Source organism: Vreelandella aquamarina, from assembly GCF_044805175.1.
Classification (GTDB): Bacteria; Pseudomonadota; Gammaproteobacteria; order Pseudomonadales; family Halomonadaceae; genus Vreelandella; species Vreelandella aquamarina_B.
The window spans coordinates 2,783,326-2,806,300 of sequence record NZ_CP085232.1 but is presented as its reverse complement, the minus strand read 5'-3'; the positions used below and the strand labels follow the sequence as shown (position 1 = coordinate 2,806,300).

At 56.3% G+C, this 22,975-nt stretch carries 23 protein-coding genes and 1 pseudogene; 9 read left to right on the top strand and 15 right to left on the bottom strand.

The window, feature by feature from the left end; genetic code table 11:
• Nucleotides 1-55 precede the first annotated feature (55 nt).
• Nucleotides 56-1,681, top strand: a complete 1,626-nt coding sequence (locus LG300_RS13065) for a BCCT family transporter (RefSeq protein WP_404375750.1) — start codon at nucleotides 56-58, stop codon at nucleotides 1,679-1,681.
• Between the two features lie 44 nt (nucleotides 1,682-1,725).
• A complete protein-coding gene (locus LG300_RS13060; RefSeq protein WP_404375749.1) occupies nucleotides 1,726-1,875 on the top strand; it encodes a hypothetical protein in 150 nt (49 codons plus the stop codon).
• Between the two features lie 32 nt (nucleotides 1,876-1,907).
• Here the strand turns inward: LG300_RS13060 and LG300_RS13055 are convergent, their stop codons facing one another.
• Genes LG300_RS13055 through LG300_RS13045 form a run of 3 tightly spaced genes read right to left on the bottom strand, consistent with a single transcriptional unit; the run spans nucleotide 1,908 to nucleotide 4,685 of the window.
• Nucleotides 1,908-3,173, bottom strand: a complete 1,266-nt coding sequence (locus LG300_RS13055) for a GGDEF domain-containing protein (RefSeq protein WP_404375748.1) — start codon at nucleotides 3,171-3,173, stop codon at nucleotides 1,908-1,910.
• Nucleotides 3,170-3,904 carry a substrate-binding periplasmic protein gene (locus LG300_RS13050; protein ID WP_404375747.1) on the bottom strand — a complete coding sequence of 245 codons (735 nt, stop codon included), beginning with the start codon at nucleotides 3,902-3,904 and terminating at the stop codon, nucleotides 3,170-3,172. The genes LG300_RS13055 and LG300_RS13050 overlap by 4 nt, the downstream gene beginning before the upstream one ends.
• Entirely contained in the window at nucleotides 3,897-4,685 is a 789-nt protein-coding gene (locus tag LG300_RS13045) for a substrate-binding periplasmic protein (RefSeq protein WP_404375746.1), read from the bottom strand. The genes LG300_RS13050 and LG300_RS13045 overlap by 8 nt, the downstream gene beginning before the upstream one ends.
• A gap of 114 nt (nucleotides 4,686-4,799) precedes the next feature.
• On the opposite strand from LG300_RS13045, the pseudogene LG300_RS13040 reads away from it, so the two are divergent.
• The 3 genes and pseudogenes from LG300_RS13040 to LG300_RS13030 all read left to right on the top strand — a co-directional run.
• Nucleotides 4,800-6,194, top strand: a pseudogene (locus LG300_RS13040) (MFS transporter); the annotation flags it as partial.
• A gap of 55 nt (nucleotides 6,195-6,249) precedes the next feature.
• Nucleotides 6,250-6,726 carry a TIGR02281 family clan AA aspartic protease gene (locus LG300_RS13035; RefSeq protein WP_404375745.1) on the top strand — a complete coding sequence of 159 codons (477 nt, stop codon included), beginning with the start codon at nucleotides 6,250-6,252 and terminating at the stop codon, nucleotides 6,724-6,726.
• Nucleotides 6,727-6,797: 71 nt separating this feature from the next.
• Nucleotides 6,798-6,977: a PLDc N-terminal domain-containing protein gene (locus LG300_RS13030; RefSeq protein WP_044630479.1), complete on the top strand. Its 180-nt coding sequence runs from the start codon at nucleotides 6,798-6,800 to the stop codon at nucleotides 6,975-6,977.
• A gap of 71 nt (nucleotides 6,978-7,048) precedes the next feature.
• Here the strand turns inward: LG300_RS13030 and LG300_RS13025 are convergent, their stop codons facing one another.
• Nucleotides 7,049-7,189: a hypothetical protein gene (locus LG300_RS13025; RefSeq protein ID WP_404375744.1), complete on the bottom strand. Its 141-nt coding sequence runs from the start codon at nucleotides 7,187-7,189 to the stop codon at nucleotides 7,049-7,051.
• Between the two features lie 229 nt (nucleotides 7,190-7,418).
• On the opposite strand from LG300_RS13025, the gene LG300_RS13020 reads away from it, so the two are divergent.
• Together LG300_RS13020 and LG300_RS13015 are read left to right on the top strand one after the other, a co-directional pair.
• Nucleotides 7,419-8,177: a winged helix-turn-helix domain-containing protein gene (locus tag LG300_RS13020; RefSeq protein WP_404375743.1), complete on the top strand. Its 759-nt coding sequence runs from the start codon at nucleotides 7,419-7,421 to the stop codon at nucleotides 8,175-8,177.
• A gap of 17 nt (nucleotides 8,178-8,194) precedes the next feature.
• On the top strand, nucleotides 8,195-9,820 hold the full coding sequence (locus tag LG300_RS13015) for an ATP-binding protein (RefSeq protein WP_404375742.1): 1,626 nt from the start codon (nucleotides 8,195-8,197) through the stop codon (nucleotides 9,818-9,820).
• On the opposite strand, the gene LG300_RS13010 is transcribed toward LG300_RS13015, so the two are convergent.
• Complete coding sequence (locus LG300_RS13010) at nucleotides 9,783-10,721, bottom strand: LysR family transcriptional regulator (protein ID WP_404375741.1); 939 nt, start codon at nucleotides 10,719-10,721, stop codon at nucleotides 9,783-9,785. The genes LG300_RS13015 and LG300_RS13010 overlap by 38 nt on opposite strands.
• A gap of 99 nt (nucleotides 10,722-10,820) precedes the next feature.
• Between LG300_RS13010 and metE the strand changes: the two genes are divergently transcribed.
• On the top strand, nucleotides 10,821-13,118 hold the full coding sequence (gene metE, locus LG300_RS13005; protein WP_404375740.1) for a 5-methyltetrahydropteroyltriglutamate--homocysteine S-methyltransferase: 2,298 nt from the start codon (nucleotides 10,821-10,823) through the stop codon (nucleotides 13,116-13,118).
• A 62-nt stretch (nucleotides 13,119-13,180) separates the two neighbouring features.
• On the opposite strand, the gene ppk1 is transcribed toward metE, so the two are convergent.
• Together ppk1 and hemB are read right to left on the bottom strand one after the other, a co-directional pair.
• Nucleotides 13,181-15,397, bottom strand: coding sequence for a polyphosphate kinase 1 (gene ppk1 / locus LG300_RS13000; RefSeq protein ID WP_404375739.1), 2,217 nt, complete (start codon nucleotides 15,395-15,397; stop codon nucleotides 13,181-13,183).
• A 124-nt stretch (nucleotides 15,398-15,521) separates the two neighbouring features.
• A complete protein-coding gene (hemB, locus tag LG300_RS12995) occupies nucleotides 15,522-16,529 on the bottom strand; it encodes a porphobilinogen synthase (protein ID WP_404375738.1) in 1,008 nt (335 codons plus the stop codon).
• A 160-nt stretch (nucleotides 16,530-16,689) separates the two neighbouring features.
• Here hemB and elbB point away from each other — a divergent pair, with 160 nt between their 5' ends.
• Nucleotides 16,690-17,349, top strand: a complete 660-nt coding sequence (gene elbB / locus LG300_RS12990; RefSeq protein WP_404375737.1) for an isoprenoid biosynthesis glyoxalase ElbB — start codon at nucleotides 16,690-16,692, stop codon at nucleotides 17,347-17,349.
• Between the two features lie 106 nt (nucleotides 17,350-17,455).
• On the opposite strand, the gene tatC is transcribed toward elbB, so the two are convergent.
• The 8 genes from tatC to LG300_RS12950 all read right to left on the bottom strand — a co-directional run bounded on the left by tatC (nucleotide 17,456) and on the right by LG300_RS12950 (nucleotide 22,936).
• Nucleotides 17,456-18,229 (bottom strand): twin-arginine translocase subunit TatC, encoded by a 774-nt coding sequence (gene tatC / locus LG300_RS12985; protein ID WP_404375736.1) that lies wholly within the window; start codon nucleotides 18,227-18,229, stop codon nucleotides 17,456-17,458.
• On the bottom strand, nucleotides 18,226-18,648 hold the full coding sequence (gene tatB, locus LG300_RS12980) for a Sec-independent protein translocase protein TatB (RefSeq protein ID WP_404375735.1): 423 nt from the start codon (nucleotides 18,646-18,648) through the stop codon (nucleotides 18,226-18,228). Before tatB ends, tatC begins: the two co-directional genes overlap by 4 nt.
• 3 nt (nucleotides 18,649-18,651) lie before the next feature.
• A complete protein-coding gene (tatA, locus tag LG300_RS12975) occupies nucleotides 18,652-18,921 on the bottom strand; it encodes a Sec-independent protein translocase subunit TatA (protein WP_404375734.1) in 270 nt (89 codons plus the stop codon).
• Between the two features lie 24 nt (nucleotides 18,922-18,945).
• Nucleotides 18,946-19,299 carry a phosphoribosyl-ATP diphosphatase gene (locus tag LG300_RS12970; RefSeq protein WP_404375733.1) on the bottom strand — a complete coding sequence of 118 codons (354 nt, stop codon included), beginning with the start codon at nucleotides 19,297-19,299 and terminating at the stop codon, nucleotides 18,946-18,948.
• Nucleotides 19,300-19,350: 51 nt separating this feature from the next.
• Nucleotides 19,351-20,973 (bottom strand): ubiquinone biosynthesis regulatory protein kinase UbiB, encoded by a 1,623-nt coding sequence (ubiB, locus tag LG300_RS12965; protein WP_404375732.1) that lies wholly within the window; start codon nucleotides 20,971-20,973, stop codon nucleotides 19,351-19,353.
• A complete protein-coding gene (locus LG300_RS12960; protein ID WP_404375731.1) occupies nucleotides 20,970-21,632 on the bottom strand; it encodes an SCP2 domain-containing protein in 663 nt (220 codons plus the stop codon). The genes ubiB and LG300_RS12960 overlap by 4 nt, the downstream gene beginning before the upstream one ends.
• Nucleotides 21,633-21,675: 43 nt before the next feature.
• Entirely contained in the window at nucleotides 21,676-22,431 is a 756-nt protein-coding gene (gene ubiE, locus LG300_RS12955) for a bifunctional demethylmenaquinone methyltransferase/2-methoxy-6-polyprenyl-1,4-benzoquinol methylase UbiE (protein ID WP_404375730.1), read from the bottom strand.
• Nucleotides 22,432-22,552: 121 nt separating this feature from the next.
• The gene (locus LG300_RS12950) at nucleotides 22,553-22,936 is read right to left on the bottom strand and encodes a gamma-butyrobetaine hydroxylase-like domain-containing protein (protein ID WP_404375729.1); all 384 of its coding nucleotides are present in this window, start codon (nucleotides 22,934-22,936) and stop codon (nucleotides 22,553-22,555) included.
• Nucleotides 22,937-22,975: the final 39 nt, after the last annotated feature.

Here is a 22,975-nt window from a genome sequence, read left to right as displayed (position 1 = left end):
TTTTTATGCAGCAATGTTTTTATAAACCCATATGTTCATTAACCAGGGTGGTGCTATGACGAACCATGGAGGTAAGTCGGTGTTTATCGCATCGGCAATTATTATTTTTGGCTTAGTCGTTGTTGGAGCTGCGTTTCCGGTGGCGTTTGGGGGCGCTGCTGAAGCCGCTCTCACAACGATTACTGAGCTATTTGGCTGGTTTTATCTCTTTTCAGTGTTTGGCTTTGTGGTGTTTTTGATTGGCTTGGCGCTTAGTAAATATGGAAAAGTGCGCCTAGGGCCACAGGATAGTACGCCCAGCTACAGCTTTTTTTCCTGGATCAGTATGTTACTGGCCGCCGGCTTTGGGGTAGGGCTCGTGTTTTACGGCATGGCAGAGCCCATGACGCACTACATCAACCCACCTTACGGAGATGTTCCAGCCGAAAGCGAAGCCGCTGCGCGCTATGCGATCCAGTACAGCTACTTTAACTGGGGAATCCACCAGTGGGCGGCGTTTTCCGTGGTGGGGCTGATTATTGCCTACTTTCAGTTCCGTAAAGGGCAGGCAGGGTTAGTCTCGTCGGTACTCTCTTCGGTCACTGCCAAGCATCCCCGAGTGCGTCCTTATGCCTCCTGGCTGGATGTCTTTGCGGTAGTCGCTACTGTGATGGGGGTAGCCACATCGCTGGGCTTGGGCGTGTTACAAATGAATGGCGGCCTGAACGCGGTCTTTGGCCTGCCGGAAAACGGGTTTTGGCAGTTTGTCATTTTGTTTGTGATGTTCTGTGCCTATATGGCATCTACCTGGTCGGGGCTGGATAAAGGCATTAAGCGCTTATCCAACCTAAACATGGCGCTGTGTATCGGCTTAATGCTCTATGTACTGGTCACTGGCCCGACCATCGCCATTTTGGAAACGATTACCCTCGGGATAGGCGATTATCTGCAGAACTTTATCGGTATGAGCCTGCGAATTTCACCCTATAGCGATAATCAATGGGCCAGTAGCTGGACCATCTTCTACTGGGCCTGGGTGATTGCCTGGTCGCCCTTTGTAGGCACCTTCGTGGCGCGTGTTTCCCGTGGCCGTACCATCAAAGAGTATGTGTTTGGGGTGCTGTTTGTGCCGCCGCTCTTGGCCTGCTTGTGGATTGGCGTATTTGGTGGTGCGGCGCTTAATCTGGAGCTTAACGGCAGCGATGTTGGCTTAGCCGCCGCGACCGAGGCGAATATTACGGTAGCACTGTTCGAGATGTTTGAACTGATGCCGTTCTCGGGCGTGCTCTCTGTGGTAGCCATGCTGCTGATTTTCATTTTCCTGGTGACTTCAGCAGATTCCGCTTCGTATATTGTGGCGCAGATGACCGATAACGGCTCCATCAACCCACCGCTCTATAAACGGGTGGTGTGGGGCGTGCTGATTGCGGCGATTTGCCTGACGCTGATCGTGGCGGGTGGACTCTCCGGACTGCAGTCGGCAGCCGTACTGTCGGCGCTGCCGTTTACCTTTATCCTGTATATGATGGTGATTGTGTTGGTGCGCGAGCTACGTGCAGATCGTAAAGCGATGCTGACCCAGCTTTACCGTCGCCACGGCGAAACCCCCGTGGGTGCTGATGCCTTCGAGGCAGAACAGCTTGGGGAAGAGGAGCGGTTGCGTCGTGCGCCTAACGTGGTTAACCGGCGCATTAATAGTTAAATCACGGCTTCGTTAGGGGAAGCAGCTATGGAAACAGCGTACTAATGGCTGCTCGGCAGAGCCGCCACGGTGCAACGCGGAGGCAGCCAAAAGGGGCAGCCTTTGACCGTTGGTTAGACCGCGTGGTGACCGTTGCGGTAGTGACAGCGATGGTAGTTGGTATAGCGGCGGTGATTGCTCACTGGCTGCTTTGACACGGAGCCTATTGATGGCCACGAGCGCCCGGCTATGCCGGGCGTTCGTGTATCTCTATGCGGTTTCGGCCACGCCGTTTGGCATGGTAGAGCTGCTGATCGGCCTTGTTGAGTAGGTCATCGGCGCTGAGGGGGTGCTCAGGAGTCGTGGTGGCAATACCCATACTGGCCGTTAAGTGTGAATGGGTGCTGGAGTAAGCATGGGGAATCGCCAGTGAGAGGATAGCTTGGCGCAAGCCGTTGGCAATATGCATCGCATCGTTGGCATCTTTGCCGGGCAGCACGCAGATAAACTCTTCACCACCATAGCGGGCCAGCAGGTCACAGCTTGAGTCGATACACTGATTGAGTACCGTGGCGACTGCACGTAGCGTGTCATCGCCCATGGTATGGCCGTAGTGGTCGTTAAACTCTTTAAAGTTATCAATATCGATAAAAATCACCGACAGCGGCTGTTTGGCGCGTTGCGCCCACTGCCACTGTTGGGCAAAAAATAGATCAAAGTGCCGACGGTTTGCCACTCCGGTTAAGCCGTCATACTGGGAAAGCTGATGAAGATGGTCACGTTGAGCCAACCCCATCTGAAATTCGTTGAGTAGATGGTCCAAGCTTTCTACTAAGTGCCCTAGCTCATCGTCCTGATGCCCTTTCAGGGCCGGTTTTGGCCATTGCCCTGGCCGAGTGGGGTCGGTTTGAGTAATAGCTGCGTGAACTTTAAGCAGTGGGCGAGTGATAAAGACATGGAAGAAAGCAATAACTAAACTGCTTAACAGGAAGGCTTCCGCCATGCTTCTGCCCACAACGGTGTAGCTGCGGTCGAGGAATCTCTGGGTAAGGTGTGCCGTATCCAGTGACAGCTGTATTTCTCCCACCGTGGTTGCCGGTGTATCGCCGCCCATGTAGTAGTGCAACGGCATCTCATGATAGACGATGTCGCCAAATAGGCGCTCACTTAGCCAGCCTGTGGATAATGATTCATCTTGATGAAATTCTGCTAAGGCACGGCCAAAGTCATCGCGAATAGTCACTTGAGCAACGTCACTGTCGTTAAACAGGCCGTAGGCAATTTGGTGTGCTAAATCAGGGTTGAGTTGGAAGGCCGCTTCTGCAGCAGCTCCATTCACAATGGCAAGCTGTTGTGAGGTTTGCTGTTGTACGTTTTCACGCATGCTGCTGGCATGGCTAATTAGCTCAAAACTGCCTGCGATAAGTGTGATCATAAACGCAATCAGCAGGGTGAGAAGTGCCTGCTTAAGCGTTAAACGACCGCTGGCAAGCGATGGCTTCGTGGGACTCACGGCATCGGCTCCAGTGGGGTGGCAAATGGGGTATCAAGCTGCTGCTGAAGGCGCTCCATCACATCGCTTCCTACGCTTGGGTGGCAGGCAAGATAGAGCGGCGCGTAATAGAACGTGAAGAGATGCTCAATCGCGAGGTTTTGCTCTTCGGCAAGGTACTCGCCGGTCGCTCGCCCGGTGACAATAACATCTAGTAGGCCAGCGGCCAGCCGAGCCATATTTTCTCTCTCGGTAGGTGCACGTAATACGCTAACGCCTTGGCTCTCTACATAGTCTCCTACAGCATCTTCTCGAAAGCTGCCAACGCGCCACGCATGAAGGTCGTCTAGCTGGGTCAACGCTAACTGTCGCTCAGCTAGCCCAAAGGCTGACCACTCGTTAATCACTAGCGGCCCTGCCCAATGGAACTGTTGTGCGCGTGCGTCGGTACGAGTTGTTGAGTACACACAATGATGGTCGCGCAGCCGAGCCTCAGTATAGGCACGTGCCCAAGGTAGTACCCGAAAATGCGCCTCAATACCTGCATGGCGCAGTGCGTTGCGCAGTTTCTGGGTGGCTATACCGTCTACTATGCCCTGCGCGTTTAGATAATTGAATGGTGGGTACTCTTCTGTGTTGATGGTCAGCAGCGGGGGCTGGGCGCGCGTCGGCAGGCTGTTGCCCACCAGCAAAATGCCTAAAGCGATGATGAGCCAGTACGGCTTTACGGGAGAACGCGGCTGCTTAACCATCGCTACCTACCTGTGTGGCCACTGAGAAAGAGGTTACTCGTTCAAACGCTTGCTGCAACTGAGCGACAAGCTGTGGGTCTGTTTCAGGATTAAGAGCAAAGTATAGGTAAGATTCACTAAGCGTGTAGAGGGGTGTCAATATCTCCTCGGAGTACCCCTCCTGCTCGGCAATCCATTTAGCGACATCGGCACTGTAGGCCCATAAGTCGACTCGACCGTGTAGGAGCATGTGCAGCGCGCTATGATTATCGATTGCAGGCCGAATGAGCGCTTCTGGGTAACCGGCCTCTACCAAGGCTTGAGCGCCGATATCCTCTCGGATAACGGCAACGCTCAACTCTTGATCAATCGCATCGTCAAGAGAGCGGATGCGGAGAGGCGTATTGTGCCGTGCCAGTAGCACGACTTGGTCCTGGGCAATCGGGCCAACCCAGTGAAACTTTGCTTCTCTGGTGGGAGTGCGTGTCGTTGAAAAAAGCACAGTGTTAGGGCGACTAAGTGCGAGTTCATAGCCACGTACCCAGGGGTAGTAGTGGATATTACTGTGATCCAGGTGAAGCCCTGCCTGAATCAGCATCTCTTCTAAGAGGCGCACCGAAGTGCCCACCACTCGGCCATCCTCTTGATAATTGTAAGGTGGGTACTCTTCGGTAATAAAGGTCAGGGTAGCAAGAGAAGCAGGCGGCGTATCAGCAGATAGTGGCAGAACAGCAGAAGTGCACCCTAATAAGAGTGAAAGCGTAACCGCTAAACGCTTTTTTATAACGTTGCCACACGCCATTTATCTGCGCCCCCCATTGTTAGGTAGTCCAGTAAAGTTAGAGTAACTTTATGGCGCTGTCATCTCTATTCTGTTAACGCTAGTCATAGCGGTGCGTTACAGCTAGCTGCTAGTCTTATCCCTCTTTCCAAGAGACCACGCTATTTTCCAAGAGAGCACGCTATGCCGCCCACAACCTCCTCAGTGGTTGCATCTCCCTATGCCTCACGCCGCGAGATTTTCGGCTGGGCGATGTTCGATTTCGCCAATCAAGCGTATACGCTGCTGATTATTACCGTGGTATTTGGCGAGCTGTTTACCACGGTGATCGTCGGTGATCGTAACGATAGCTATCGCTTAGCGAATTTTTTATGGAGCTTGGCCCTAGCCATCAGCTATCTCATGGTGGTGATCAGCGCCCCTTTGTGCGGTGCCATTATGGATTACCGCGCCGAAAAGAAGCGCTTTCTTCTATTTAGCTATGTGGCAACAGTGGCGACCACCGCCATGCTCTACTTCGTTGAGCCTGGCTATGTAGTGCTGGGATTACTGTTAATCATACTCTCTAACTACGCTTACTCTATGGGGGAGTCGTTTATTGCTGCTTTTCTCCCAGAGCTTGGCCCGCCGGATGCACTGGGGAAAATCTCTGGTTTTGGTTGGGCATTAGGCTATATCGGTGGGTTAGTAGCGGCAGGGTTTACCTTGATTGTGCTAGGCGAGGCAACGGCCGATAATTTTGAGCGCATCCGCTGGGTAGGACCTTTTGCAGCAGGCTTCTTTTTAGTGGCGGCAATACCCACTTTTCTATGGCTGAAAGAGCGTGGCGTGCCTAAATTTCATGCTGCCTCCTATCGTCAAATAGCTCGACAGCGAATTTTGGGGACCTTTCATGAGCTTCGCTACTTCAAAGACCTAAGCATTTTCTTAGTATCGCTGCTGTTTTCGATGGCGGGCGTTTACATCATTATCGCCTTTGCTTTTATTTACGGGGCCCAGGTGATTGGCTGGGATGAGAGCGTGCGCAATATCATGTTTATTATTGTGCAGGTAACGGCGGCGGCGGGAGCCATCGGGTTTGGTTGTTTACAGGATAAGCTGGGTGCTAAACACACCTACCAAATGACGCTTGCGTTGTGGGTGGCCGCAATTATTGCTATTTGGGCAACGCCGGAGTTAACCGTGTGGCTCAATCAGCAGTTTGGGCGGCAGTGGCAGGCGCAACACCTATTTTTAGTCGTTGGCTGTTTAGCTGGGTTGAGTTTAGGGTCTAGCCAATCAGCCAGCCGTGCATTGGTTGGCGTATTTTCACCGTTGGAGAAGTCGGCAGAGTTTTTTGGCTTCTGGGGGTTGGCGAACAAGCTGGCGGGCGTGCTGGGCATCGTTATACTGGGCGTGTTGCAAACGCTGATTGGCCTGCAGGCGTCTATTCTGTTATGTGCTGGCCTATTTATCGCAGCCATGCTGATTTGTGTAGGCGTCAATGAACGCCGTGGCCGTGAGGCGGCGGTGTCCTGGAAAAGTTCCTGATGCCGTGAGGTGAACGATGGCAAAACACAGGCCTCAGCAAGGCGGCATTGTAATAATGCTGCTGTTTTGGGTGCTGCTCATGGCAGTGGGTACATGGTGGATCCAGGGTGGGCTTGAAGACATGCTGCACCCAAATGTGCACATCATGAATACCTCTCCAGACAACGGCCCGGTTACGCTAAAGCGTAACCGGGCAGGGCATTTTGAAGCGCCGGGCCAGATCAACGGTGAACCGGTTACATTTTTGTTGGATACCGGTGCCACTTACGTGGCGGTGCCTGGTGAGTTAGCCAAACGGCTAAGCCTAGAGCCAGGGCGGCGAGCTTGGTTTAACACTGCTAATGGCCGTGTGGAGGGTAACCTGACTCAGCTAGATGAAGTGGTGCTGGGCGGTATACGGATGAACAACGTTCAGGGCTCTATCAGCCCCGGCATGGAGCGAGATACGGTGCTATTGGGAATGAGCTTTTTAAACCAGCTAGCCATCGAGATTCGTGGCGGTGAAATGGTGCTGCGTTTGCCGGAACCCTAGGGCGACTTGTGTGCACTGCGGTGTTGTGCTTAGCTGAAGGTTCATGGATGCCAACATGCTAAGGAGTTGCTATGGGTATTGAAGTCGGTGGTTTGCTCGGTCTTATCTGGCTCATTATTGTGGTATGGGCCATCGTCAAAGTGGCCAAAAGCTCGGCGAGCGGGCTTGCTAAGCTACTGTGGATTATTGCGCTACTCGTGTTTCCCCTGGTAGGGCTGATCGCTTGGTTCTTGTTTGGCCCCAAGGGATAGCCATTTTAACCATGAAGATAAATTAACAAGGCAGACCTCAATAGGCCTGCCTTTTCTTTATCTGCGCGCCGTCATTCGAGTGAGCCATTGCTTTCGCTGGGTGGCGCTTTATAGTGCCCGGGAATTTTTAACTTTTCTCCGTTGGGCAGGTCACGCACTTGCGTTGGAACATAGATACGCTTAATGACACTCTTGGCTTTGCCATCTCCCATGGCGATCTCCTCCTGTCAGATTGTCGACAGTTTGCCGATTCACATTAGCGCTTGGTGGTGGAAGAATCAAGCTGCCCTTGGGGGGCTTAACGGAGATAGATACGGGAACATTCATCAAGGGGGCAGGCGTTTGTGAGGTTTTAAGGTATCCTGGAAGTTATCACAACCTGCTTTTGCACAGGGTGAGCGGGTGATAACACAAACTGCCTAAGCGGAGTAAAGAAAAAGGATGGTAGAACACTTGGAACAGCAATTTCAAGCTCTTGGTGCTCAGGAGTCGGTCACTCCCGATTACCCTGACCAGGATCATGTGCTGATTATTGAAGATGACCAGCGCTTGGCCGAGCTCACCCGCGACTATCTGGAAGCAAACGGCTTTCAAGTGACGCTAGAAGCGGATGGTGCCAAAGGCGTAGATCGCATTTTAACGCTGCAGCCAGACCTAGTGATTTTAGACCTGATGCTACCGGGTGAAGATGGCCTGGCGATTTGTCGCCGAGTACGCCCCAATTTCGCCGGCCCCATCATGATGCTGACCGCCCGCACCGATGATCTTGATCAAGTGCTTGGCCTGGAAATGGGAGCAGACGATTACGTTCCCAAACCTGTGCAACCCCGTGTTTTGTTAGCACGCATGCGAGCGCTGCTACGCCGGGCGGATGCACCAGCCCCCGATGGTGAAATGCGTCTTAAGTTTGAAAACCTGGAGATTGATAACGCCACTCGGGAAGCCTGGCTCTCTGGTGAACGCATCGACCTGACCAGCGCCGAGTTTGACTTGCTATGGCTGCTAGCGCGTAATGCCGGCCGTGTACTGACTCGAGAAGAGATTTTCAGCGACCTGAGGGGGATTAAATACGACGGTCAAGACCGCTCAATTGATGTGCGTGTCTCGCGTATTCGCCCCAAAATTGGTGACGACCCCAACCAGCCGCACCGTATCAAAACCGTGCGCAGTAAAGGTTATCTGTTTGTTAAAGACAGTTAAATAAGAGGGGTCGCCTAATGCGGCGAGTGCTTAGCCACGGCTCGTTTTTACGCTTCTACCTGCTGCTAGGCCTAGCGCTATGCGTGGTGTTTTTTATTGCGCTAGGTGGACGTTCGTTTATTGAGCAGGTACGCCGGGAAGATTATCGTGAACAGCTCGCCGCACTGCCCATGTCATTAATGACACAGCGGCTTGCCAGTGTGCCTACGGAAGAGCGTGAAGCATTAATAGGCAACTTTTCCGAGCAGTTGGGTATGCAGCTGGCACTCCGCGACATGAGAGATGCTCCGTTAGGCTACTTCGAACGAGCGCGGCTTGAGCGAGGCACCGTGTTAGTGGCTGAAGAGCCGTGGCAGTTGCGCCAACGGCTGCCCCTCGCTAGCGGTTCAAGTGATGAGCAGTGGATGTTGGAAGCGACCTTTAACGCTTGGAGCGAACGCCAGTGGCAGGGCAGTATGGTCTTGTTAGGAGAGTGGTTGGCCGCTATGCCTATGGAGGAGCGTTTAGATGCTTTGGCGGCGCTACGCCCTGGCAGCTGGCCGCTTAGCTTGCTGAATGCGCTGCCGGATGACTTAACCACCGAGCAGCAATTTCAGCTAACGCTTGGAGGCGTTATTACTCGGCTTGTCTCCGATAAGCTCTCGATAACGCTGCTGTATCAGCTGCCTAACCCTTCAGGTGGAACTGACCAGTGGCTCCAGGCCGGGCCGATTTCTCGGGGTGACACCTTGCCGCCCAATTTACATTTACCGCTGCTAGTGGCGCTGATGGTCGTGCTAAGCCTAATCGTTTATCTGATTATGCGCAGCATTGAGTCGCGTATGGCACGGCTTGAGTTGGCGGCAACGCGCATTGCCAGCGGCCGCTTGGAAACCCGCGTCAAGGTGGAGAGCGGTGATTTTCTGGGGCGCTTGGGAATGGCCTTTAACGGCATGGCGAACCAAGTGCAGAGCCTGTTGCGTGGCCAACAGGAGATGATTCGCGCTGTTTCCCACGAGCTACGCACACCGGTGGCACGCATCCGCTTTGCGGTGCAAATGGTAGAGGACATGACCGACCAGCCCGCCATTCAGCGCCAGTTGCAGGGCATTGATGCGGATATCGCCGAGTTGGATGAGCTGGTGGACGAAATTCTGACCTACGCCCGCCTAGGGGGCGAAACGGTCAACGGCGCCGAGCTGGAGATGGCGCTGGTAGATTGCCGCGCTATGGCCGAGCGGGTGATTGATACCTTGGCCCCATTGCATAGCGGGCTAACATTGGAGCTGATGCCAGGGCCTGACATTGAGCTGTTGGCAGAGCCGCGCTACCTTCAGCGGGCGCTACAAAATTTAGTGGGCAATGCCTGCCGCTACGGCCAGTCCCAGGTGGTAATCCGCCTGTGGGACGAACCCCACCTGGTGCGTATCGATGTGGAAGATGACGGGCCGGGCATTCCTTTTGAAGCACGTGGGGATATCTTCAAACCCTTTGCCCGTCTTGATGATAGCCGCGCCCGCAGCTCCGGTGGCTACGGCCTGGGCCTGTCGATTGTCCAGAAAATTATGGCAGGCCATGGTGGTAGCGTAACGGTGGATAGCAGCCCCGCACTCGGCGGGGCGCGCTTTACGCTGCTGATTCCTCGTCGCGACTCGCCGGTTTAATCCCAGAGAGCACCGCAAAGGAGGTCTCCTTGGCGGTGCGCAAGAAGTCCTGCATCCACGGCGCTTCCGCTGACTCCTCACGGATCGCCGCATAGAGCGTGCTCCAAATACCCTGTTCGCCTAGCTTCACAGCGCTCACATAGTCGCGCTCTAAATACTCGGTGAGCGCCCAATTGGGTAGCGCGCACACGCCGCGGCCACTGGCTACCAGCTGCATCATCATAATCGTCAGCTCTGCGGTGCGGATCTCTTTAGGGCGCACATTGGCCGGGGCCAAGAACTGAGTAAACACATCCAGCCGTGACTGCTCCACCGGGTAGGTAATGAGCGTTTCCTCGGCCAGCGATGCAGGGGAGACAAACGCCTGCCCGGCAAAGGGGTGCTGTCGGGCAACGGCCAGCAGTCCTTCATAGCGAAACAGCGGTACATAGCGCACGCCCTCAAGCGGCTGAGGGTCGGCGGTGATGACTAAATCCAGCTGCTCGCGGGCCAGCGCGGGCAGCGGGTCGAAGTGGTGCCCGCTGGGAATATCAATCTCCACCTCCGGCCAGTGGTCGCGAAAGTAGTCCACCGTGGGCATTAGCCACTGAAAGCAGCTATGGCACTCAATGGCCATGTGCAGGCGACCCTGTTCGGTGCCAGCAAGCCGCGCTAGGTCCCGCTCGGCTTTGCGTACTTCCGGCAAAATCTCATCGGCCAGGGCCAACAGCCGCAGCCCCGCCCGAGTGAACTCCACCGGCCGCGTTTTACGCACAAATAGCGCGCTATCCACGCGGCTTTCCAAGTCTTTCAATTGATGAGAGAGGGCCGACTGCGTTAGGTGTACCCGCTCGGCGGCTTCCACAAGAGAGCCGGTTTCGCGCAGGGCCAGCAGGGTGCGCAGATGGCGTAATTCAATCATTGTGAGTAATTTTCATGGTTGATATTAAAATCTTTAGTTTGATTCACGTTGGTGTGGCGCTCAAACTGTGTGAAATCATTCACGTTAGAAGGATTCATCATGACAGTTTCTCATATTCTCGGCTATCCCCGTATCGGCGCACAGCGTGAATTGAAAAAAGTCACTGAGGCTTACTGGAAAGGTGGCGTCAGCCGTGAAGAGCTTGAAGCGGCAGGCCAAGCGCTGCGGCTTGCCCACTGGCAAACTCAGCAGGCCGCAGGTTTGGACATGGTCAGCGTGGGTGATTTCGCCTTTTACGACCAAGTGCTAAACGTTTCCGTGATGCTGGGTGCGGTACCTGACCGCTTTCAAGCCCAAGAGGAAGTCAGCGCAGGCCGCGTCGACCTGGATACCGCCTTTCGCATGGCCCGTGGCCGCGCGCCGAGCGGTACTCCGGCGGCCGCCTGCGAGATGACCAAATACTTCGATACCAACTACCACTACCTAGTCCCAGAACTCCACAAAGGGCAGACCTTTACCTTAGCCTCCCAGCGCCTCTTTGACGAGGTGGATGAGGCGCTACAGGCGGGCTTTACCCCTAAGGTCACGCTAACCGGCCCGTTGACCTGGCTATGGTTGGGCAAGACCAAAGGGAGTGAATTCGACCGTTTGGAACTGCTGGAGAGCGTGCTGGATGTTTACAGCGAAATTCTTTCCCGCCTAGCGACCCAGGGCATTGAGTGGGTGCAGCTAGATGAGCCGGCGCTGGTACAGGATTTACCGCTGGCTTGGCAGCAGGCGTACGAGCGCGCTTACCATCGCCTGCAGTCGGCACCGTTGAAGCTATTGGTGGCTACCTACTTCGGTGCCCTGGGCGATAACCTATCGCTCGCTACTCGGCTGCCTGTCGATGGTTTGCATATTGATGCAGTGCGAGCGCCCGAGCAAGTGGAGAGCGTCATTGACCGGTTAAGCCCGCATCAAGTGCTATCGGTGGGGTTAGTGGACGGGCGTAACATCTGGCGTGCCGACCTAGCCGCACTGCGCGAGCGCCTGCTGCCGCTGAAGGTGCGGCTAGGCCAACGGCTGTGGCTGGCGCCGAGCTGTTCACTACTCCACGTGCCGGTGGATGTGACCCAGGAAACCGAGTTAGACGCCGAGTTAATCAGCTGGTTGGCCTTTGCCCGTCAGAAACTGGATGAAGTGGTGACACTGGCACGGCTGATGGATAATCGCGCTACTCCGATAGACGAGCAGCGCTTGCGCGAGGCCACCCGCGCCTTGGATGCGCGCCGGGAGTCGGCTCGCATCCACCAGCCTGCGGTGAGCGAACGCTTAGCCTCCGTCACGCCCCAGGATAGCCAGCGACATTTACCCTATGCCCAGCGCGCGCAAGCCCAGCGCAGGCTGCTGGAACTGCCGCTGTTCCCGACTACCACGATTGGCTCGTTCCCGCAGACAGATGACATCCGCGCGGCGCGGCGTGCGTTTAAAGCCGGTGAGCTAAGCCAAGCGGAGTACGAAGCGCGGATGCGCGAAGAGATCGCCTACGCGGTGGAGCGCCAGGAGGCGTTGGGGTTAGACGTGCCAGTGCACGGTGAGGCCGAGCGTAATGACATGGTGGAGTACTTTGGCGAACAGCTGGATGGCTTTGCGTTTACCCGCTTTGGCTGGGTGCAGAGCTATGGCTCCCGCTGTGTGAAACCGCCGATTATCTATGGTGATGTGACCCGCCCCGAGCCGATGACCGTGCGCTGGAGCGAGTATGCACAATCGCTCACCCACAAGCCGATGAAAGGGATGCTGACAGGGCCAGTGACGATTCTGCAGTGGTCGTTTGTGCGTGATGACCAGCCCCGCGCCACCACCTGCCGTCAGATCGCCTTGGCACTGCGCGACGAAGTGTGTGACCTGGAAAAAGCTGGCATTCATGTGATTCAAATTGACGAGCCAGCGCTGCGTGAAGGGTTGCCGCTACGCCAGAGCGATTGGCAAGCGTATCTGGATTGGGCCGTCGAGAGCTTCCAACTGAGTGCCGCAGGCGTGGCCGACAGCACCCAGATTCATACCCATATGTGCTATTCAGAGTTCAATGACATTATTGGTGCCATTGCAGCGCTGGATGCCGATGTGATCACCATCGAGACCTCCCGCTCGGATATGCAGCTGCTGGATGCGTTCCAGGACTTCGCCTATCCCAATGAGATTGGGCCGGGCGTCTACGATATCCACACCCCAAATATTCCCGAGGTGGAGTGGATGGTGGCACTGATGGAGAAGGCGCTGGAGAAAATTCCGGCAGAGCGGCTATGGGTAAATCCAGACTGCGGTTTGAAGACCCGCGGCTGGGCCGAAGTGGAGCCTGCCTTGGCCAATATGGTGGAGGCCGCCCGGCAGCTGCGCCAGCGCTACGCATAAGCCGGATGGGTTCTATTCATCGCTCTATTTGCCCCGCTGCCAAGCGCAGCGGGGCTTTCGCGTTAACTCTTGGACGCGTAGGCGTAAAGCAGCGTTTCCTGGGCGCTGATCGCATCGCTACTGCCTGGGTTTTGTAGCTGGTAGCTGCCGTCGCTCTGCAGTAGCCAGCTCTGGCAGTTATCCACCAGGTAGGTTTCCAGGTCTTTACGCACCCGCGTGGCGAGCTTTTTATCCAGTAGCGGGAAGCAGGTCTCTACCCGATGGAACATATTGCGCGACATAAAATCCGCGCTGGAGCACCAGGTTTCCGGCTTGCCGTCGTTGTGGAAGTGGAAGACCCGCGTGTGCTCAAGAAAGCGGCCGATAATCGAGCGAACGCGAATATTCTCCGATACCCCCGCCACGCCGGGTTTTAAACAGCACATACCGCGGATAATCAGGTCGCACTCCACCCCTGCCTGGGAGGCACGGTACAGCGCCTTGATCAATTTGGGTTCGGTCAACGAGTTGCACTTAATAATGATATGCCCGCGCTTGCCCTTACGCGCTATCTGGGCTTCCCGGTCAATCATCTCGACTAACCGCTCATGCAGTGTAAAGGGTGCATGTAGCAGCGTATCGATTTTGCGCGCCCGGCCCATGCCCGAAAGCTGCTGGAAGACTTTATGCACGTCGGCACAAAGCGCCTCGTTGGCGGTGAGCAGGCTGTAGTCGGTATAGAGCTTGGCGGTTTTCGAGTGGTAGTTGCCGGTGCCTAAATGCGCGTAGTGGCGCAGCTCGCCTTTTTCACGGCGCACGATATGCAGCATTTTGGCGTGGGTTTTGTAGGCCATAATGCCGTAAATAACGATAGCGCCCGCCTCTTGCAGCCGTGAAGCGAGCTGCAGGTTGTCGGCCTCGTCAAAGCGTGCCCGCAGCTCAATCACTACCGTCACCTCTTTCCCCTGGCTAGCGGCGTCTACCAGCGCGCTAACGATGGGCGAGTCCGAGCCGGTGCGGTAAAGCGTCTGCTTGATGGCCAGCACGTCGGGGTCGCGGGCGGCTTCCCGTAGTAAATCCTCAATGGGCGAGAAGGATTGAAAAGGGTGGTGAAGCAAGATATCGCTTTTAGCAATGGCGCTAAACAGGCTGCCGCCTTTCAGCGTTTTGGGCACGCTGGGGGTAAACGGGCGGTAGAGTAGCTCGGGCCGGTCCACATCGCCCAATACCGCCATCATGCGGGTCAGGTTGACAGGCCCCCTTACGCGGTACAGGTCACCGCTTTCCAGGTCGAACTGGCGGAGCAGGAAGCTGGTTAAATCGTCGGGGCAGTTGTCGGCAACCTCTAAGCGCACGCCGCTGCCGTAGCGGCGGGCTAACAGCTCACCGCGCAGGGCAGAGGCAAGATCGGAGACCTCTTCCGGGTCGACGGTCATATCCGCATTGCGGGTCAGGCGGAACTGGTAACAGCCCCGCACGCGCATGCCGGGGAAAAGCTCCTCGGCGTGGGCGTGGATCATCGACGATAAGAACACATACTCGGAAAAACCTTCCGCGCACAGCTCTTTAGGCAGCGCCATCAGGCGCGGCAGCGAGCGCGGCGCGGGCAGAATCGCCATGCCGCCCGCGCGGCCAAAGGCATCTTTGCCCTCTAGTTCGACAATGAAGTTGAGGCTCTTGTTGACCAGCCTTGGAAACGGGTGGGAGGGGTCCAGGCCAATGGGGCTAATCACCGGCATGATTTCGTTATCGAAGAAATCCCGTACCCAGGCTTTTTGCTCGTCTGTCCACTGGTCGCGGCGGCGAAAGCGTAGCCCCTGGGCTTCCAGCGCAGGCAGCAGCGTATCGTTGAGAATCTCGTACTGGCGGGCAATCTGCTGGTGAGCGATCTCGGAAATCTCGGCCAGCACGGCTTTGGGTAGGCGCCCATCGGCAGCGGTGGTGTCATCGCCCAAGGCCATTTGATGTTTTAGCCCGGCCACACGTATCTCGAAAAACTCATCCATGTTAGATGAGAAAATAAGCAAGAACATCAGCCGGTTGAGCAGCGGGTGCGCCTCGTCTAACGCCTGCTCTAACACGCGAATGTTAAACTGTAGGTGGGAGAGCTCGCGGTTAAAGTAAAGCTGCGGGTCGTCAAGGTCAGCTTCGGTGTGTGACTCCTTCGCTTGAACCCCGGTAGGTGTGCGGTTAATACGCAGCGGCGCAGTTTCACCTTCGCCGCTGGGCTGCTCGTTGGGCTGCGCTGTAGATAGTGTCGTAGATAATGTTGGCGTGGAATCTGTTGCGTTGTCGTCCATGGTTGCCCCCCCGCAGTAGTGGTTCTGCCCATCATAGCGTTTTAACGTTTATTAGGGTGAGTATGCAGGGGGAAGATGACAAACAGGTGTCACCGATTTGTCATCTTAATAGCATAAATGGCGATTAACGCTGCAGCAGGCGGGCTGCCTCTAGGGCAAAGTAGGTCAAAATGCCGTCGGCGCCGGCACGTTTAAAGCACATCAGCGACTCTAGAATCACCGGCTCTGCTTCTAGCCAGCCATTATCGAACGCGGCGCGGTGCATGGCGTACTCGCCGCTTACCTGATAGGCAAAGGTGGGCACCTGAAGCTCGCTCTTTACCCGGCTTACTACATCCAGGTAGGGCATACCCGGTTTGACCATTACCATGTCGGCGCCTTCGGCAATATCCATCGCCACTTCGTGCAGCGCTTCATCGCTATTGGCGGGGTCCATCTGGTAGGTGCGTTTGTCCGCTTTGCCTAGATTAGCCGCCGAGCCGACCGCGTCGCGGAAGGGTCCGTAGTATTTAGAGGCGTACTTGGCGCTGTAGGCCATAATGCGTACGTTATGCAGATGCTCCTGCTCTAGCACCTGGCGGATAGCACCAATACGGCCATCCATCATATCGGAGGGTGCCACCACATCGGCGCCTGCTTCCGCGTGGGAAAGCGCCTGCTTTAGCAGCGTATCGACGGTGCGGTCGTTTTGAACGTAGCCGTGCTCATCGAGAATACCGTCCTGGCCGTGGCTGGTGTAGGGGTCGAGGGCCACATCGGTAATAATCCCTAGTTCCGGCAGCGCCTCTTTCAGGGCGCGCACGCTGCGCTGTACCAGGCCGCTGGCGTTATAGGCCTCTTCAGCCAGCTCGCTTTTTTGCTCGGGGCCAATCACCGGAAACAGCGCCAGCGCGGGAATACCCAGCGCATAAGCTTCGCGGGCCTGCTCGATGAGCAGGTCAATCGAGAGGCGCTCAACACCGGGCATGGAGGCCACCGTTTCGCGCTGATTTTCGCCTTCCAGTACAAAGACCGGCAGGATCAGGTCGCTGGGGGTTAAGGTTGACTCCTGCATCAAACGGCGCGAGAAGTCGTCTCGGCGCATACGGCGCATCCGGGTGGCAGGGAAGTGGCGTGGGCTTGAGGTATTCAACGGCTCTCTCCAGGCAATCGCATTGAGGATGCCCCTCGCTATGGGGCTTGGTGTGAGTATATCAGTCATACCATGCAGCGAAAGCCGCCTTGTGGCAGCGATAGAGACTGACTAAAGTGAGCCATTCAGCCACATGGATGGCTTGGACAAGGAGATAGGTATGACAAAGCAGGTAGCAGTCGTATTGGCAGGTTGTGGCGTGTTTGATGGCTCGGAGATTTACGAGACCACCCTGACGCTGTTGCGTCTTGACCAGTTGGGTATCGGATACCGCTGCTTTGCCCCGGATGTGGCGCAGCACCATGTGGTCAATCACCTGGATCAAACGCCGGTGGAGGGGGAAACGCGCAACGTGTTGCAGGAGTCTGCTCGTTTGGCCCGTGGCGATATTAGCCCGATTACCGAGCTGGATGCCGGTGCCTTTGATGCAGTGATTGTGCCGGGTGGTTTTGGAGTGGCTAAAAACCTCTCTGATTTCGCCGTACAGGGTGACAGTATGCAGGTATTGGAGAGCGTCAAAGAGGCGTTGGCTGGCTTTAAAGAGGATGCTAAACCCATCGGCTTGATGTGCATTGCGCCAGTGATGGTGCCGCGCCTGCTGGGCGATGGCATTGCGGTAACGGTAGGCAACGATCCGGGCGTATCCGGGGCGATCAGCGCCATGGGTGGCCTGCACCGTAGCTGTGGCGTGGAAGATATCGTTGTGGACCATGAGCACCGTGTGGTGACAACGCCGGCCTATATGCTTGCCACGCGTATTAGCGAAGCCGCCACCGGTATTTTCAAGCTGGTGGACCGTATCGATGAAATGATGGGCTAAGAAGCGCACGCTCGGCAGAACCGAGCAACGAAACCGGCGGGAAAAAAGCCTCTGTCATCGTGGGATGACAGAGGCTTTTTAGAGGGCACTGCTTGCGTTTTGGGGACTACTCTTCGTCGTCATCCGCTGCGCGGCGCTTGCGAACCAAGCGGCCAAACAGCAGGCCAACTTCGTAGAGCAGATACATGGGGATCGCCAAAAGGCTTTGGGAGATAACATCTGGCGGTGTCAGCAGCATGCCGATTACAAAGCAGCCCAGCACAATGTAGGGGCGCTTTTTCGACAGGCTCTCGACGGTGGTGGCGCCGGATAAGATCAGCAGGAATGTCGCAATGGGGATCTCAAAGGCCACCCCAAAGGCGAAAAACAGCTTCAGTACAAAGTTCAGGTACTGATTGATGTCGGTCATCACCGCGACATCTTCCGGGCCGGTTTGAGTAAAAAACTCAAATAACAGCGGAAACACCACGTAGTAGGCAAACGCCGCACCGGCATAAAACAGCGCAACGCTGGATACCAGAATAGGAATCGCCAACGCTTTCTCGTTGTCGTAAAGCCCGGGTGCTACAAATGCCCAGGCCTGATGCAGCACAAACGGTATGGCAATAAAGACCGCCACGACCAGCGTCAGCTTGAACGGCGCCAAAAACGGCGAGGCCACCTCGGTCGCAATCATCTGCGAACCTTCCGGCAGCAAAGCCATCAGCGGTTCGGCGACAAAGCTGTAGATGTCGTTCGCAAACGCGTAAAGCCCCAGGAAAACCACCAATATCACCACAATCGCCTTCATTAAGCGCGAACGCAGTTCGATGAGGTGCTCAATGAGAGGCGCTTGGCTTTGGTCGTTGTGCGGCTCCTGGGAATCGCCAGACATACTCATTGGGGGTTGCTATCCTTTTGATGATCGGCCTTATCGGAAGGGGCTGGGGCGTCGTCACGTACCGTCTGCAGCGCGTCGTCCAACCGAGCGCTGGCGCTGGCAACCCGCTGTTCGGTGGCATCATCCTGGGCGGGTGTTTGGGAGCTACGGCTGGAAGGTGCATCTGCGATGCTTTCGACATCCTGCTTAGCTTTCTTCAGGCTGTCGTCAAGCTTCTTCTGCTGCTCATTAAGCTTCTGCCGTAACTCTTCCGCTTCCAGCTGGGCGCTGATCTCACGCTGCATGCCGGATACCGTACGCTTGATCTTGCCGATCCATAACCCCGTGGTACGCGCCGCTTTGGGCAGGCGCTCGGGGCCGAGCACCAAAAGCCCCACGATGCCAATGAGCATAAGTTCAAGAAAGCCGATATCCAGCATGGCTTATTTGCGCTCTTCGTTACGCTCTGCGGCGCGTTTCTCTTCCGCCTGAACGTCGTAGGTGTTACCGGCCTCTTCATGGCTAACCTTCGCCTGGGGCTGGTCGGCGTCTTTCTTGTCGCCCTCTTTTTCGTCTTCGTGCATGGCTTTCTTGAAGCCCTTGACCGCACCGCCTAAGTCGGTGCCCACGTTGCGCAGTTTTTTGGTGCCGAAAATTAGGATGATAATGCCCAGAACAATCAGCAACTGCCAAATACTGATACCACCTAACATATGCATTTCCTCATTGGTGCAGAGTTAATGTTGCGGCCGGGACGCTTTTTCGTCGTGGCCAGAAATACCGAACCGCCGGGCGAGTTCATCGAGTACCTGCTGATGGTCAAGATCCAGGTGCGACAGCATCACAAGGCTATGAAACCACAGGTCGGCCGTTTCGGCGATCAAGGCTTCTCGGTCTTGGTCATTACCGTGCTCAGCATCTTTGGCGGCCAGCAGGGTTTCGGTGGCTTCTTCGCCTACTTTTTCGAGTATCTTGTTCAATCCCTTATGATGCAAGGAGGCAACATAAGAATCTTCTGGATTGGCGTGACGGCGCTGCTTTAAAACCTCAGCAAGGGCGTCTAGCACGGGAGCGTTGATAGCGTCGGTCATGGTGTTCCCTTTATCAATCGGCGTCGTCGTTTCGTCAAGTGTCGTATGGAACTAGTGCCAAAGCAGTAGCACCAAGCCGACCCCGGCCGCCGCCAATATTGGCCAATCCTGGGTGGCGGCCCAGCTGCTTAGCGGCTGCCAGGCCAGGGCAATGGCGACCAGTGCCAGGCCAAGACGTAGCCGGTGCTGGCGCTTGCCCTGTTGGCTTAATTGACGGTGCATTTGGCTAATCGCAGTGACCTGCTGGTGACGCTGGCGATGTTCATGCTCCATACGGCTTAGCGCCTGGTGGGCAAGTACTGGCAGCTCAGGTAGCTGGTGCGACAGCTCCGGTGCCTGGCGCTTGAGCGACTCCCATAGCCCGCCAATCCCTGCCCGCTCCTTCATCCACTTCTCCAGGTAGGGTTTGGCGGTGCTCCATAAATCCAGCTCCGGGTAGAGCTGGCGGCCCAGGCCTTCGATATTGAGCAACGTTTTTTGCAGCAGCACCAGTTGGGGCTGCACTTCCATATTAAACCGCCGGGCGGTCTGGAACAGCCCGAGCAGCACCTGCCCGAAAGAGATGTCTTTAAGCGGCTTCTCTAAAATGGGCTCGCATACCGTGCGGATAGCGGCGGCAAACTCATTGGCGCGGGTGTTTTCACCCACCCAGCCCGACTCGATGTGCAGCGCGGCGACCTCGTAGTAATCCTGGTGGAAGAACGCCAGCAGGTTACGGGCTAGGTAGTCTTGGTCTTCCCGGGTGAGGCTGCCGACGATACCGCAGTCGATTGCAATATATTGCGGGTCGTTCGGGTCATCGCAGTTCACAAAGATGTTGCCGGGATGCATATCGGCATGGAAAAAGTTGTCGCGGAACACCTGGGTGAAGAAGATCTCCACCCCGCGCTCGGCGAGCTTTTTCAGGTTGGTGCCCCGTGCCATTAAGGTGTCTAGGTCGGCGACCGGCACGCCGCGGATACGTTCCTGCACCATGACATGCCGCCGCGTGTAGGGCCAGTAAATAGTCGGCACAAACAGCAGCGGCGAGTCTTTGAAATTACGCTTGAGCTGGGAGGTGTTGGCGGCCTCTTTGTAGAGGTCCAGCTCATCGAACAGTGTGGCCTCGTAATCGCGGATCACTTCCACGGGGCGTAAGCGTCTGGCTTCTGGTACTTTGGCCAGCAGTTTGGCCACCTGATACATCAGCCCCATATCCTGGCGCATAATGCGGTCAATGCCGGGGCGGATGATTTTAACTACCACGTCTTCGCCGCTATGCAGCGTGGCGGCGTGGACTTGGGCAATCGAGGCTGATGCCAACGGCACACGGTCGAAGGCGGCAAACGCTTCGCCCAGCGACATCTCCAGCTCTTTCTCTACTCTCGCGGCAGCAAGCTCGCCAGAGAAGGGCGGTACCTGATCCTGTAGGCGTTTAAGTTCGTCGGCGATATCCTCCGGCAACAGGTCGCGGCGGGTGGAGAGCATCTGGCCGAATTTAATAAAAATCGGCCCCAGCGCTTCAAGCGCTAAACGCAGCCGCTCACCGCGGCTGCGTTGGCCTACCGGCACCAGCTGTAGCGGTGACAACTTAAGCAGCAGGCGCATCCATAGCGGCAGGCGCTCAACGGGAATCAAGGTGTCTAAACGGTGTCGAGTGATGACCCAGACAATTTTAAACAGCCGCAGGCTCATCCGCGCTGCTCCTTAGGCGTTGATGGCTCCGCTTGCTGCGTGAGGCGCTTATGTAGGCGATTCAGCCGCGCTTCCAGCCGGTCGGTGGCGATCTCAAGCTCGGTTAAGTGGTCGCGTAGTACGTCGCGCTGTTGGCGGCCGGGCAGCAGGCGGGCTTCTTCAAAGACATACTCCGATACGTCTTGCAGCAGCTCGTCTTTGGCGCGCAGCCCCCAGCGGGCAGCACGTCGAATACCTTCCGCAAGCGAGTGGGCAGGCAGGTCGCCTAGCCAGCGGGCCAGCTCGCCTTCCCAGTCGATATCCAGGTCGAAGAGCAGGTCACGGGTCGCTTCCAACAGGTGAATACGACCGCGCACGGCCAGCTTGCCGTCGAACATAAGCCGCTCAATAGAGGCACCGCTCAGCCACTCGGAGAGCGTTTCGGGGGTGAGTTCAACGACGGCGTCCACGTCGGTCTCTTCCACCTCATCGCCATGCTGCAGGTCAATGCCTGCCGGGTGATAACACAACAGTAGTACTAAATGGGGCTTCTCCAGACGTACCAGCAGGTGGCTGCCCGCTAGCCGGGCCAAGCGCGCGGGAGCGGCTGGGTCGCGGGCAAGCAGGGCATTTAACGTGCGTTCACATCCGGCCAGCAGTAGGGTCGGGGTGACTAGCATACTGGCCTCTTGTTCCAGTGGGTCATCGCGTGATGCTGCTGTGTCATAGCTTGATGCCGCGGTGAAGGGCGACGATACCGCCGGTTAAATTGGTGTATTCCACCCGCTCAAGGCCCGCGGCTTCCATCATGCCTTTCAGGGTTTCCTGATCTGGATGCATACGGATCGACTCGGCAAGGTAGCGATAGCTTTCACCATCACCTGCCACCAGCTCGCCCATTTTGGGCAGTAGCCGGAAGGAGTACTCGTCGTAGGCTTTGGAAAGCAGCGGGTTATTGGGTTTGGAGAACTCTAGCACCAACAGGCGACCGCCTGGCTTCAGTACCCGCGCCATGGAGCGTAGTGCGGCGTCTTTATCGGTGACGTTACGCAGGCCGAAGGCAATGGTAATGCAGTCGAAGCTGTTATCCGGGAAGGGCAAGCACTCAGCGTTGGCTTGAACGTACTCGACGTTGCCACCCACGCCGTTATCCATCAGCTTGTCGCGGCCAACCTTGAGCATCGAGGCGTTGATGTCGGCCAGTATCACTTTGCCGCGAGGACCCACCAAGCGAGAGAACTTGAGGGTGAGGTCGCCGGTGCCGCCGGCGATATCCAGCACATGGTGCCCAGGGCGAACGCCTGCGCGCTCGATGGTGAGACGCTTCCAGACGCGGTGGATGCCCATGGACATCAGGTCGTTCATGACATCGTAACGAGCGGCAACCGAGTGGAAAACATCGGCCACGCGGGAGGCTTTCTCTTCGACCGGCACTTCTTGGTAGCCAAAATGGGTAGTGCGCTTTTCCGTGGGGCTCATGGGGCTTTAGCTCCCGAGTTCGAGGCGGTAGTTGTCGACCGTGAGGTCATCGCAATAAATGATGGGCAACATTGTAGCCTTCTCGACCCCGGCTTGTCTGCGCTTCACCTGGGGCGCAGGGTCACAGTTGCTTGAATTGAATACCAGCAGGCTCGCGGGAGGCGCCTGCTTCCTCTAACCGCTTGAGGTAGTTTTGCCAGTAGGCGTCTTGGTGCGTGGCAAGGTCGAAGAGATAGTTCCAACTATAAAGGCCGCTATCGTGGCCGTCGTCGAAGTGCAATTTGAGTGCGTAGTTACCGGCCTGGGTAATGTTCTGCAGGCCAACGTCTTTTTTGCCCACCTGGAGAACGGCGGTGTCGCCACCGTGGCCGCGCACCTCGGCGGAGGGGGAGTAGACCCTTAAAAATTCGACGGAAAGCCGATAGGTGTCACCGTTGGCATAGCCAAGTTCAAGCTCGCGGGCCTGTTTGTGGTAGTGAACCCGTGTGGGCGTCGGGGCGTTCATGGATGTAGGACCTCGTAACGATAAGTAGCAAAGGCAGCC